General features: G+C 31.7%; 16 protein-coding genes. 6 read left to right on the top strand and 10 right to left on the bottom strand.

Features of this window, described 5'->3' with window-relative positions:
- Nucleotides 1-54: 54 nt before the first annotated feature.
- From K4897_RS03540 to K4897_RS03550, 3 genes are read left to right on the top strand one after another with little or no spacing between them, the layout of a single operon-like run.
- Complete coding sequence (locus K4897_RS03540) at nucleotides 55-999, top strand: ABC transporter ATP-binding protein (RefSeq protein ID WP_019267736.1); 945 nt, start codon at nucleotides 55-57, stop codon at nucleotides 997-999.
- 9 nt (nucleotides 1,000-1,008) lie between these two features.
- Entirely contained in the window at nucleotides 1,009-1,731 is a 723-nt protein-coding gene (locus K4897_RS03545) for an ABC transporter permease (RefSeq protein WP_019265797.1), read from the top strand.
- A 25-nt stretch (nucleotides 1,732-1,756) separates the two neighbouring features.
- On the top strand, nucleotides 1,757-2,479 hold the full coding sequence (locus K4897_RS03550) for an ABC transporter permease (protein WP_250416738.1): 723 nt from the start codon (nucleotides 1,757-1,759) through the stop codon (nucleotides 2,477-2,479).
- 8 nt (nucleotides 2,480-2,487) lie between these two features.
- Here the strand turns inward: K4897_RS03550 and K4897_RS03555 are convergent, their stop codons facing one another.
- Both K4897_RS03555 and K4897_RS03560 read right to left on the bottom strand, forming a co-directional pair.
- Nucleotides 2,488-3,405 (bottom strand): type II secretion system F family protein, encoded by a 918-nt coding sequence (locus K4897_RS03555; RefSeq protein WP_250416741.1) that lies wholly within the window; start codon nucleotides 3,403-3,405, stop codon nucleotides 2,488-2,490.
- A gap of 4 nt (nucleotides 3,406-3,409) precedes the next feature.
- The gene (locus K4897_RS03560; RefSeq protein WP_250416743.1) at nucleotides 3,410-4,879 is read right to left on the bottom strand and encodes a CpaF family protein; all 1,470 of its coding nucleotides are present in this window, start codon (nucleotides 4,877-4,879) and stop codon (nucleotides 3,410-3,412) included.
- A gap of 112 nt (nucleotides 4,880-4,991) precedes the next feature.
- On the opposite strand from K4897_RS03560, the gene K4897_RS03565 reads away from it, so the two are divergent.
- Nucleotides 4,992-5,945 (top strand): SAM-dependent methyltransferase, encoded by a 954-nt coding sequence (locus tag K4897_RS03565; protein WP_250416746.1) that lies wholly within the window; start codon nucleotides 4,992-4,994, stop codon nucleotides 5,943-5,945.
- On the opposite strand, the gene K4897_RS03570 is transcribed toward K4897_RS03565, so the two are convergent.
- The 6 genes from K4897_RS03570 to pth2 form a co-directional block, all read right to left on the bottom strand.
- Nucleotides 5,942-7,195 carry a tripartite tricarboxylate transporter permease gene (locus K4897_RS03570; protein ID WP_019265666.1) on the bottom strand — a complete coding sequence of 418 codons (1,254 nt, stop codon included), beginning with the start codon at nucleotides 7,193-7,195 and terminating at the stop codon, nucleotides 5,942-5,944. The two genes, K4897_RS03565 and K4897_RS03570, sit on opposite strands and share 4 nt — an antisense overlap.
- A 92-nt stretch (nucleotides 7,196-7,287) precedes the next feature.
- Nucleotides 7,288-7,761 (bottom strand): MarR family winged helix-turn-helix transcriptional regulator, encoded by a 474-nt coding sequence (locus tag K4897_RS03575; protein WP_019265667.1) that lies wholly within the window; start codon nucleotides 7,759-7,761, stop codon nucleotides 7,288-7,290.
- A 158-nt stretch (nucleotides 7,762-7,919) separates the two neighbouring features.
- Nucleotides 7,920-8,189: an elongation factor 1-beta gene (locus K4897_RS03580; protein ID WP_019265668.1), complete on the bottom strand. Its 270-nt coding sequence runs from the start codon at nucleotides 8,187-8,189 to the stop codon at nucleotides 7,920-7,922.
- Nucleotides 8,190-8,213: 24 nt separating this feature from the next.
- Nucleotides 8,214-8,375, bottom strand: a complete 162-nt coding sequence (locus tag K4897_RS03585) for a zinc finger domain-containing protein (RefSeq protein ID WP_011954006.1) — start codon at nucleotides 8,373-8,375, stop codon at nucleotides 8,214-8,216.
- On the bottom strand, nucleotides 8,376-9,032 hold the full coding sequence (locus tag K4897_RS03590) for a delta 1-pyrroline-5-carboxylate synthetase (RefSeq protein ID WP_049780185.1): 657 nt from the start codon (nucleotides 9,030-9,032) through the stop codon (nucleotides 8,376-8,378).
- A 67-nt stretch (nucleotides 9,033-9,099) separates the two neighbouring features.
- Entirely contained in the window at nucleotides 9,100-9,438 is a 339-nt protein-coding gene (pth2, locus tag K4897_RS03595; protein WP_250416747.1) for an aminoacyl-tRNA hydrolase, read from the bottom strand.
- Nucleotides 9,439-9,563: 125 nt separating this feature from the next.
- On the opposite strand from pth2, the gene K4897_RS03600 reads away from it, so the two are divergent.
- Both K4897_RS03600 and K4897_RS03605 read left to right on the top strand, forming a co-directional pair.
- Nucleotides 9,564-9,926 (top strand): hypothetical protein, encoded by a 363-nt coding sequence (locus K4897_RS03600; protein WP_019265671.1) that lies wholly within the window; start codon nucleotides 9,564-9,566, stop codon nucleotides 9,924-9,926.
- Between the two features lie 150 nt (nucleotides 9,927-10,076).
- Nucleotides 10,077-11,855, top strand: a complete 1,779-nt coding sequence (locus tag K4897_RS03605; protein ID WP_019265672.1) for a ribosome biogenesis/translation initiation ATPase RLI — start codon at nucleotides 10,077-10,079, stop codon at nucleotides 11,853-11,855.
- On the opposite strand, the gene K4897_RS03610 is transcribed toward K4897_RS03605, so the two are convergent.
- Both K4897_RS03610 and K4897_RS03615 read right to left on the bottom strand, forming a co-directional pair.
- Nucleotides 11,852-12,229 carry a putative zinc-binding protein gene (locus K4897_RS03610; protein WP_019265673.1) on the bottom strand — a complete coding sequence of 126 codons (378 nt, stop codon included), beginning with the start codon at nucleotides 12,227-12,229 and terminating at the stop codon, nucleotides 11,852-11,854. The two genes, K4897_RS03605 and K4897_RS03610, sit on opposite strands and share 4 nt — an antisense overlap.
- Nucleotides 12,230-12,234: 5 nt before the next feature.
- A complete protein-coding gene (locus tag K4897_RS03615; protein ID WP_019265674.1) occupies nucleotides 12,235-12,990 on the bottom strand; it encodes a DUF362 domain-containing protein in 756 nt (251 codons plus the stop codon).

The raw sequence follows: 12,990 nt of genomic DNA on the forward strand, positions 1-12,990 counted from the left end.
GTTATAAAATAGCTAATAACAAAGACCCTACTGCTATTACAAAAAGGTAATACTATGACAGAATACATTATAGAAACAAAAAACCTAACAAAACGCTTTGGAAAAGATATTGCAGTTAATTCAATTAATATGAAAATTGAAAGGGGGAAAATATATGGATTACTTGGCAGAAATGGAGCTGGAAAAACTACAACTATGTGCATGCTTCTAAATCTGTCAGAACCAACATCAGGTGAAATTAAGCTTTTTGGAGAAGACTACAAAAAACACCAAAAAGAAAATTACTCCAAAACAGGATCCATAATTGAAACTCCAGGATTTTACGAAAACCTCAATGCAGTTGAAAATTTAAAGATAATAGCTAAATTAAGAGGCAATTACAACAGAAAAACAATAGATGAAGTTCTGAATCTTGTCTGTTTATATGATGCAAAATATAAAAAATTTAAAGACTTTTCTTTAGGCATGAAACAAAGATTGGGAATAGCTGCAGCTATAATGCACAGTCCTGATTTGTTGATTTTAGATGAACCTATAAACGGACTGGATCCCGTTGGAATTAAAGAAATAAGATCCCTTTTAAAAACATTGGCGAATGACTACGGAACAACAATTCTTATTTCCAGCCACATCCTAAGTGAAATTGAACATATTGCCGATGTTATCGGCGTTATGGACCATGGAAATCTCATTGAAGAACTGTCTAAAAAAGAACTGGAAAACAGATTAAATAAGTATGTTGATTTTGAAGTTTCAGACATTCAGCTAGCTTCAGAAATTCTTAAACAAACAGGATTTAGAGAAAACATTGATTTTGCAGTTACAAAAACTCCAGAAAATACTCTTTTAATCCGTTTAATTAGTCATTTGGATGCAAGAGATGAAATTAATGAAAAGTTTGTTAAATCCGGGATTAAAGTATCAAAATTAATATTATGTGAAGAAAACCTGGAAGAATTCTTTACAAGACTCATAGGCAATGATGTACGTTTTTCATAGGTGATTATTATGATGACATTTATTCAAAGTGAACTTATAAAACTTAAACATTCAAAAATATTCCTGCTGACTGTTCTTGGAGCACTTACATTTCCGTTCCTGCTTTATTTAAGTTTAATCAGCGGAACTGCTGACGGATTCGAAAGTATGCTTCGGGCATGTAATCAGTTTACAGGATCAATGTTTAATATTGTTCTTTTTGCAATTGTAGTTTCATACATATTTGGAAGGGAATACACAGAACATACCTTAAAAACAATGATGACAATTCCCATATCCCGTGGAAAATTCATTTTAGGAAAATATCTGATGTTTTTCATATGGACGATGATTTTAGTAGCTATTACATTCTTATCCACATGTATCTTCGGATATCTTGGTGGAGTCAACCATATAACACTAACAGGAGCTATTGGATGCTGTAAAGAAATATTTATTACAAATATTTTGTTATTTTTAAGTTTCACCCCATTTGTGTTTTTATCATTGATTGTGCCGAACATGGTAGCTGCAATGGTTACAGGGGCTGCATTCAGCATTGGAAATCTCATGATTTCTTCAACCAAGTATGCTCCCTATTTTCCCTGGAGCAGTTCATATCTAATCGGAGCAAATGAAATAGCCAACTATTCCTGCAGCACAGCAACTTCACTAGCTATTATATTAGCAGCATCTGCAGCAGGAGCAATAATTTCATACATCTACTTTACAAAAAAGGATGTTTACATTTAAACATCCTTTAACAGAGGTTTTTACAATGATAACACTTATTCAGACAGAATTTATAAAACTGAAACATTCAAAAATATTCCTGCTGACCGTTCTTGGAGCACTTAGCATTCCTGCTTTACTCTATATTGCTCTTCTTACAGGAGAATATGCAACATTTCAGGGTCTGCTTGACTATTGTGCCACTTATGCATGTGCACTGTTTTATATAATCATATTTACAATTATTATAGCTTATCTTTTTGGTAGAGAATACACGGAACATACTTTAAAAACAGTATTAACTGCTCCACTATCTAAAACAAAACTGCTGTTTGGAAAATATCTGATGTTTTTCATATGGACATTTATAATCACTACAATTACATTTACAGGCACTGTACTTGCTGCATACTTCGGCGGAATTTCAGATATTACACTGTCTGCTGGATTAAATAGCTATAAGGAAATGTTAATTTCAGTGTTTTTACTCTGTTTAAGCTTTTCTCCATTTGTATTTCTTTCACTGATTATGCCAAATATGGTTTTTTCAATGGTTACAGGTGCTATATTCAGTATTATAAACTTATTTGTTTATTCAACCAAATATACTCCATATATTCCATGGTGCAGTCCTTATCTGATCGGATCAAATGAAATATCCAACTATTCCTGCAGCACAGCAACTTCACTAGCTATAATACTGGCCACATTTGCAATCGGAATGACAATTTCATATATCTACTTTACAAAAAAGGATGTTTACCTATAAACATCCCTTTAAATTTTTGGCTCCATTTTTTTAATGAACAAAGCCATGAAAACTACAATCAACGGGAAAAAGAACATATACATTATGAGTACCATTTCTCCAGATACAATATCCCCCACAACTGTTGATGCTGCCATTAACATGATTAAAATTATAACAGGAGCCAGAATAGCCACAAAAGTATAAATCAGAATAAAACCATTTAATTTTTGAGAGTATTCTTTTAGTTTAATCTGCATATCAAATGAAATATCTTCAGCAATCACATTTAAGCTGCCGGCTAAATTTCCGCCAACTCTCAAAGTTCCTACAATCTGATGAACTGCTCTTGACAAACCCTCTGATGATACTCTGCACGACATTCCCATCAATGCATCTTCACTTGATTTACCATATTTGATTTCTTTTAAAACTCTTTTAAACTCCCCTGAAAGAGATCCGTAATTTGCCATAGATACAGTAAGCAATGTATCATGCAATCCTTTTCCTGCCTTTAGTTCAGTTGCCATATGCCTTAAAGCATAAGGCAATTCAAAATTCAAATCATCATATTTATGTTTCTGACTGATTTTTGGAAAATACAGCATAAAAATATAAATCATAACCATTAACGTTAAATAAATTCCTGCAATTTCAAATTCTGCAGTTATAAACAATATGAAAAATATTAAAACCCCAATAGCTATTGCTTTTTTTCTTAAAAAATATTTCAAGAATACTTTTCGTGATTTATTTAACAGTTTATTCTGGGATTCTTTTTGTTTTTTGACTTCAGTGAAATTAATTTTAGCAAATAATTTGGGATTTAACTCTTTTTTTACCTTATTTCTTTTAGGAAGTTTTATATTTTTAAAATTGAAATTTTTAAAAAAGTTAAAAATATCTAAAAACACATCAGCTACAATTATAAAGAAATTGCCAAACACATTATCACTGTCCAGTCAATAAAATTCTATTTAAAACCTTTTGAGAGTCCAGATAATACATCTCCAGAACAGTACTGACATCTCTGATTGAACGGATATTCTGATTAACCATATGCTGCAAAACAATTTCACGGTTTTTGATTTCTTCATGAAGACTGTTTAAGGAATTTCCACTGACTTTAGCTATTTCAGCCAATGTTTTACTGGCAATTCCCACATTTTTAATTGTATCACTTTGAGGATCCCATTCAAAAATTTTGTTTAATTGAACTACACCTTCCTCTATTCCAGACACTTCAGCAACTTCACTTATTCTTCTAAATGACACCCCATCCGGTTTATAAATTCTGTTCTGCATTATTATAAAATCAATAGCTGAAATCATAATATTCGGAACAGACATTGGAGCATTTGTTAATCTTGTGATTGTTTCTCTTGCATCATTTGAATGAAGTGTTCCAAATCCGGAATGTCCTGTATTTAGTGCTGTAAAAAGTGTAATTGCTTCACTTCCTCTAACTTCACCAACGATTATTCTGTCTGGCCTTTGTCTTAGTGAGTTTTTAACCAGGTCATTCATTGTTAATTCACCTTTGTTTTCAACATTTGGAGGTCTTGTTTCCATTCTAATAACATGTTCATGAGGTATTTGAAGCTCCAGAGTGTCTTCAATTGTAATTATCCGCTCTTTCGGATTTATAAATGAAGATAATGCATTTAATGTTGTGGTTTTTCCTGAACTGGTTCCCCCTGATATTATTGCATTAGCTGATTTTACTCCCAAACCGTCAAAACACAGCCAGAAAAATGCTGCAAGTTCAACTGAAATTGTTTTTGAGTTTATTAAATCAATTATAGTTAACGGATCTCTTTTAAATTTACGTATAGTCATTGACGGACCGTCTGCTGAAATTGGAGGAATTGTTGCATTAACTCTTGAACCGTCCAACAGGCGACCATCTAAAATTGGTGATTCCTGGTCTATTCTGCGATTTATCTGTCTGGCTATGGAATCAATCAGGTTCATCAGCTCATCAGCATCTTTAAAGAGAATATTCGTTTTCATCATACCATATTCCCTATGATAAACAAAAACCGGCTTATTTATACCTATTACCATAATCTCTTCAAGATTATCATCACGAATTAACGGGTCAATTTCACCATAACCTACAAGATCCTGAAACAGCTTTCTTGCTAAGTTGTCTAAATATTCATTTGAAATGTCATTATTTTGAGAGTTGTTTGCCAACTTTGCAAATAAAAAGTTCTTAATATCATTCAATAGCTTGTCTTCATTTACCTGAAGAGATTCATCAGATGATATAGCTAAATCAACTAAATTTTCACGAAGTTCACTTAAAAGAAGTTTTTCTTCAGAAGAGTATTTTTGTTTAAAAACATTATATTGTGGTACAACATCAAAATTGCCCCCAATACTGCCAAATTGCTTTTTAATTATATTATTGTTCATATTTACAACCTAAAACGATTTTAAATCTATTTTAGACATTAGTAATACTAATTAATAAATTTTTTATTACTTTCCAAATAATAATTACATACTAACATCAATATACAAGAATATGACACAAAACTGCTTCTGTGGAAAAAACTGTATTACAACAAAAGAAAACATAGCTGACAAAATAGCTGATTTAAACCCATGTGAAAAGTGTGAAGACATTACAATAAAAAAATTCAGTCCAATAAATGAATTAATTGACTTCAATAAGCTTGATTCAGATTATAAAAAATGCGAATGCGGAAAAAGGCCTATTGACATTGTAATGAGCCATATTCTAAAAATAATGATTGAAGAGGAAATAGTTCCTCAAAATGCAACATTAAGAAGGCACAGCCCGATTCCACTTCCAAGCTTTTATTATTCAACACAGATGGCACAGTTTATAGGCAAGGATTCAGTAATTTTAATCCACCCTGATTTCAATAAAAAAGTTGCCGAAAGATTAAACAATGAAGTAGATGAAGTAAAAGGAGTTTTAAAAGGAAATCCTCAAGAAGTAAACGGCATGATAAACAAAGATTCCCCTATAAAAAACTTTGAATTACTCTCCGGCTGTGATAAGCGTTCAGATGTTATGAGAACACTTATTAAAAATGAGGCCGAACTGGAAAAAATAATTATAAACAAAAATCAGCACCAGCACCATATTGAAGTAGCACCAACAACAGAAGAAAAGCTGATTAAGCTTCACAATTACCTGGAAAACAGCAATATCAAAAAAGGAATAGCTATTGATGGAATGTGCGGTAACGGATCAATTGGAATCTATTTGCTCAAATACGGATTTGAAAAAGTAATATTCAATGATATTTACAGCGAAGCTATTGAAAATCTGAAATTTAATCTTGAAGTTAATGAAATACTCGGAAATTATGAAATTTACAATAAAGCATTTGAAGATTTGGAAGTTGAAAAATGTGATTTGTGTGTAATTGACAGCTATCCCCAGACAGATATTGAAGAAATTATCAAAAAAGCCGAGAAAATAGCTGACAATGTATTAATAATCTAAATAAACATTTGCATATAAATTACAATAGCTGGAATTATTAAAACTCCCATCAGATGAGATTTTCCAACTCCAATATAATGAGGCAGCATTCCAAGAGCAGTTGATGTAATTAAAGCCAGCACCATATAAAAAATCGGGGCTTTATAATATAATGTGAAAATGTATAAAATCCCAATTTGTAAAATAATCACAGCTACTGATAATTTACGATAATCAACTCCACCCATTAACTTTGAAAAAGAATCACCTAATTTTAAACATAGAACCAAAGATATTGAAACTGCTATTAATGATGCAAAAATAAAGATCATCAGATGGTTAATGGACATGTCTGAAATTAAATAAGACATATAAACTGCAATGCCGCTTCTGGGATTTCCAATTATATAAATTGCCATTAAAGAAAAAAGACAATCTGAAATATTCAAACCTGAAGTAGCCAGTAAAAAATTAACTGTATCATCTTCAGAATTATCATTTGTACCGCTGGCTGCCTGAGCTATTACAGTTCCCTGAGCAGGACCGAAACCCGGAAGGAATCCCAAAATAGCTCCTGTAATTCCTCCGGCAAAAATGCTTTTAAATTTATTTAAATCTATGTTTAGCTCATAAAAATTGTTCTGATGAGGAATAGTTGAATTATCATTTAAACTAAATAAAATAGTACTTATTCCAAATAATCCTGAAAAAATACACATCAAGGAAACACCTGATGAAATTGGAGTCTGAAAAATAGTCCATCCCAAAATTCCTGAAAGTAAAAACAGGAGTAATGACCATGCAAAGTCTCTTTTTGAGTTCGTAAGTGCATAAGTTAAATAAACTGAAGCTGAGAGCAGAATAATCCAAGTGTATGGCTTTGTAAGCTCATGTAAAAAAGGCAAGGTTATTGCAAAAACAGGCATCATCAAAATTGTAATTACAATTGCCCCAAATCCCCCAATAGCCACTATTCTTATAACTTCCTTTGACCTTCCCTGCAAAACCATTCTATGGCCGGGAAGAACAGATGTTGCAGTTCCTTCCTGTGGAACTCCTAAAAGCATTGAAGGTACAAATTCAGTTAATGCATGAGCTACAGACATTGATACCATTAAAACACATAAAAATTCCGGAGATAGAAACCCTAAAAGAAATGTAGATGATGCAAACAGTATTGCGCCGGCAGTATTGACATGAATCCCCGGAATCATTCCAGTTAAAGTTCCAATTGAAATTCCTATAAAACAAGCAAATACTAATTCTAACATAGCTATTGATTAAACTAACTATAATTTATACTTTGTTTAATTCAAATGAGAATATTTAGCTAGTTTTAAAAAAATGCTTCAAAAAAAGAATATTAATATTTGAAATTATCAACATTTTGTCTGTCAAATTCCAATGCCTTTAAAGCTAATCTCTCTAATGTTACAAGCAGCTCTCCCCTAGACATTTCTATTTCATTTGCAATTTCATTTTCCCATTCTGCTTCTTTATCACGGAAAAATTTACCCCATACTCTTCCTTTTTCAGTGAGGTCAATTTTATAAGCTCTTTTATTTTCTTCAGTATAAGTTCTGGTCAGAATTCCCTTTTCTTCAAGTTCACCAAATGCCCTTGAAACTCCAGACCTGTCCATAAAACAGGCTGTTGCAATATCTGACTGGGTTGAACTATCATTATAAAAGATATGCATCAGCATATAATACTGATTTTTATTAATATCAAATTCTTTGAGATACTGATTAATAAAAATATCATGGAAAGAATGCAGGCTTATTATATGACAAATCATATGGGGACTTAATCTAATAAGATCATCTGTTGTATACATTGAAAAACACCATTAAAATTTATAAAAAACCATATATAACCTATTGAAACTAATCAATAATTATTAACTGGTTTAATTTTTTTGAAAAATAATATATAAATGTTGTTATGTACAACAATAATTTGCAAATATAAAAAAAAGTAAATTAAAAAGAAGATTTACATTAATCTTCTAGTATCAGTAATTTCTACACTAGCTACATCAGCTAATTGTGCCATAGCTTCTTCAGTAGATTCTGTTCCACCTTCACCATCTTCAATAATGAAAATGAGGTTTAATGCAACTAAACCAAATGCAATTGGTTCTTCTTCAATTTTGTGGAATTCTGCTTCAGCAGGCATAGCTGCTTGAATAGCTACTTTTAAAGCTTCTAAATCTACATCAGGACTTTCTGGCATGATTTTTAAAGTTGCTACAACTTCACCCATCAATATTCCTCCATTAATAAGTATTTATGGTCCTTCAAAACCACATTCACATTTATAAGCATGACCGAAAGTACGGCATTTTTCACATCTTGCTATTTTTGCTCCACAAACAGGACATTCAAATTCAACGAAAGGTCCGGTTAATGGAATTTCTTGTTTACATGAAATACATTCTACTTCTTTCATCTAATCACCTATTATTTGTGTGTAATCGAAATTATAATTATCTATATTATCATCAATAAGAGATAACACCCGTTCAGGGTACTTTCCATTTACAACAAAACAATCAGCCCCGAATTTAAGTAAAAGAGAAGGCAACATTAAGTCTATTGATGTTTCATCAAAAGTCAGTAGTTTTTTTGCATCAATGACATTAATAAATTCCGAACCTTCTTCATTAGGTTCTCGGGTATATATACCATTTACATTTGTTACTATTAAAAGCTTTGCATTTAAAGAGTGTGCAACATAAGCTGCAATTGAATCGGAAGTTACATCCCATGAACATTCAAAAGGATCTTCTTTTTCTAAAAATTCAGAAACACTGAAAATAGGAGTAAATCCCTTATCTGAAATTTCTTCAGCTTCATCAATAGTATATGCCAATTTTGTAGAGTTTACCTTATCATTGACTAATTTAGATAAAATATCCATACATTCAATCGCAGTATTATGACTAGTTTCATCAGAAAAATGATAGTATGAATCATATTTTCTTATCAAATTAGCAAATTCTCCCCCACCTAAAATAATTAAAGAATTTGTATTTTCCAGTTTTTTAGCCAGAGTTATTGCATCTTTTGGAAATAAACTTCCCCCAATTTTAACAACTTGTTTGATAATGATATCCCCAACCTAATTTACTATGTGTTTAATTAAAAATAGCTATCATTAAATTAAATGAAACTCACAAAAGTTTTAAATCCCCAGTTATCTTGTCCATTATTTCATCCTCATCAGGCCCAATACCCAAAACTGTTGTAGTTGATGTAGGTAACTGAGTCCTTCCAGCATCAACTACCAGATAATTGGAAACATTGTTTTTATCCGCTTCTTTTTTAAGGTTCAGCAATTCTTCTAAAGAATCAACTTTACAAACAACCTTAGCATAACCATCTGTTTCCCATTTTTTAATTATTTTAGAATCTGTTTTTTTATAGGAACCTATAGAACCATGACAGCATTGAGCTGCAATTTTTCCTTTCCCCATTTTTAAATCTCTTCTTACAACCATCACCTGTTTCATACACACATTTTTCTATGTGTCTATTTAAATAATTTTAGCTTCAATAAAGTATAATACCTATAATGTTTATATAGATTATTACTATTTTAAGTGAAAAAAATTTACTTAAATAAGGAGGTGTACTTATGAATAAAAAAGTTATTGTAATAATAATTGCGATTTGTATAATAGCTGCATTTACAATACCTGCATTTATTTCAGAAAATGACTCCTCAAAAACAGATGACAAAAGCGATTTTAAAATCAAGATTGAAAGTGGCGGAACATGGAGACTTGACCTTATAGTTGACGGACATCATTCACTTATAGAAGGAAACGGTTCCAGAACAATCAACCTGGGAAAGATAGATTCTGCAAGTATAACATTTAATCAATATAGAGGCGGACCTTCCACAATTTCATTATTGGACGGAGATGATACTGTTATAAATAGAGGAAGAGCTCCTAACGAAGGGTTTGCAACTGTGTACTTTTATCATAAAGCTTAAAATGGAAGTTTAACCTTCCATAACTATTTTTTAAAATTTTAATTTAAAACTTAAATAATATATGACCAAATCCTTTAAAAATGAAAAAAAACTAATATAAAAATACTATTAATTTTTATTTTTATTATTATTTAATTAAAGGAGATATAAATGAGTCGTATTTCTATATTAGACAAAGACAAATGTCAACCCAAGAAATGTAATTTTGTTTGTATTGATTACTGCCCAGGAGTTAGAATGGATGAAGATACTATCATCATTGATGAAAACACTAACAAGCCATTAATTTCTGAAGAATTATGTGAAGGATGTGGTATTTGTACAAACAGATGTCCATTTGATGCTATTTCAATTATTAACTTGCCTGAAGCTATAGGAGAACCAATTCATAGATTCGGACAAAACCAATTTGAATTATTCGGACTCCCCAGTTTAACTGAAGGCAGCGTATTAGGTTTGCTTGGTCCAAATGGAATCGGTAAGTCAACAATAATGAACATACTATCTGGAACTTTAATTCCAAACTTAGGAGATTATGAAAACCCCCAGAATAATTGGGATAAAGTAATTGAACATTATAAAGGTTCAGCTCTTCAAAACTACTTTACAAAATTAGCTGCTGGAGAAATAAAAGCTATTTTAAAACCTCAAATGGTAGATCAGCTTCCCAAAGTTGTAAAAGGAAAAGTAAGTGATTTGCTTACAAACGTTGATGAAAGAGGAAAATTAGATTATGTTTGTGATGAATTAGATCTTCATAATGTTTTAGACCGTGAAATGAAAAACTTAAGTGGTGGGGAACTCCAAAGAGTAGCTATAGCTGCAACTGTTTTAAGAGAAGGAGACTTCTATTACTTCGATGAACCTACATCATGGCTGGATGTTTCACAAAGATTAAATGCAGTAAAAGTAATTCGTTCACTTGCCCAAGACGGTAAAAGTGTTTTAGTTATTGAACACGATCTAGCTACTTTAGATGCATTATCTGACAATATACATGTTTTATTTGGTGAACCTGGAGGATATGGTGTTGTATCAGGTAGAAAAGGTGTTAGAATTGGAATTAATGCATACATAAATGGATTTTTAGCTGAAGAAAATGTAAGAATAAGAAAAAACCCTATTGAATTTACAATCAGACCACCAACTCCCGAAGATGAAGGGGAGTCATTATCCAGCTATTCCGATTTAAGTAAGGATTATGGAGGGTTTAAGTTAACTGCAGATGCTGGAGAAATTTTCCATGACGAAATTGTAACTGCATTCGGTTCAAACGGTATCGGAAAAACCACATTTGCCAAAATGCTGGCTGGAGTGGAAGAACCAACAAGTGGAGAAGTAGATACAGAAGTTACAATAGCATACAAACCACAATATATAGTTTCTGATTTTGAAGGAACTGTCAGCGACTTTTTATACATGAATGCACCAAGTTTCGGAAGCAATATCTTTAAAAGTGAGATTATGGATCCTTTTAAATTAGAAGATATGCTTGAAAAGGAAGTTAAAAAGTTAAGTGGAGGAGAACTTCAAAGACTTGCAATAGCTGCAACACTTTCAAAAGATGCTGAAATTTATCTTTTCGATGAACCTACTGCATTTTTAGATGTAGAACAAAGACTGATAGCTGCAAGAGTCATTAGAAAGATGGTAGAAAGCAGAAATGCAGCATCACTTATTGTAGACCACGATATTGTATTTATCGATTATATATCAGACAGGGCAATGGTATTTAACGGTACTCCGGGTTTAGAAGGACATGCATCCAAACCAACAGATTTAAGAAGTTCCATGAACGAATTTTTAGGAAATCTGAATATTACATTCAGAAGAGATAAAGAAACAAAAAGACCAAGAGTCAATAAATTAGACAGCTATCTTGATCGTGAACAAAAAGAAAAAGGAGAATATTACTACTTATCAGATTAAATATTCTCCAATTCTTTTAAAATATAATCTTTTAAAGCCTTAACGGCTTTTTCACCATCATCATCTAACCTGACTGAATCATTAGGATTCAAATCATTTTCTTTGACAACTGACTCAGCATCAATATTCCTCATTATATCAATGTCTTTTTCTTTTAGAATAGTTGAAACACAATCATCCGTACATCCTGTTATTGATACTACTTTTGCACCTTCCAGAATAGGACTGCATTGATTTGGTTGTGCAGAATATTCAGTTATGCATGCTGCAACAATATTTTCATTATCCAGAGCTAATTCCACCGTAGCAGCTCTTACTACCAAACCAAGGGGACTTAATCCACTACATGACACTAATGCTATTTTATCACTCATAATAATCAACCTCTCTTTTTAGCTACTCTTTTATCATATTTTTGCTTTATTTTAATATAACCTTTTTTATAAAATGGACAAACCAGCATACACTGACTGCATCCTTCCCTATGAGCAGTGCAAACTTTTTTCAGTACCAGCTCATTTTCATCAAATGCATTTTCAGGGCATTTTCTGATACATTTTCCGCAGGTTTTACAAAATTCTCCAACCCAGCACATGTCATTTTCTTTTTTGAAAGGCAAATTTTCAATTGATGTGTGAATCATAAAAAATCCGATATTTAAACCCTCTTTAAAAAGACACATATTGCTTCTTGTAATAACCGCATCATTTGACTGCATAGCTATTGCCCTTAAACTGATTTCATCATCTAACGGATTAAGCAACTCTGCAGCAAATCCTTTTTTCCTTAAAAAATCAGCAAACCCATACATCTTACGGCCGATTTCCTGAAATTCATCATCTGTAAGTTTACATTTTAGTTTTGAGGGTTCCATTTCCAAAATTTCAGGAGACATCAGATATTTAAAAATAATAACATTGTCAAAATCAATATTCCATTCTTCCCTAAATTCATCACTTAATTTAGAATAGCTAATGCCTGCACAATTATTTTCAATAGCTAAGTTTTCCAAATCTTTTAAAATAGAATTATCAATTTGGGTTTTGGGATTTGCAGGATTTGAAACTTTATAAAAATCAGGTAGCGGATGATGATATTTAAATCTAAAATCTTCATCCGTAATTTCGAAACACAT

Origin of the sequence: Methanobrevibacter sp. TLL-48-HuF1 (assembly GCF_023617305.1) — an archaeon.
Classification (GTDB): Archaea; Methanobacteriota; Methanobacteria; order Methanobacteriales; family Methanobacteriaceae; genus Methanocatella; species Methanocatella intestini.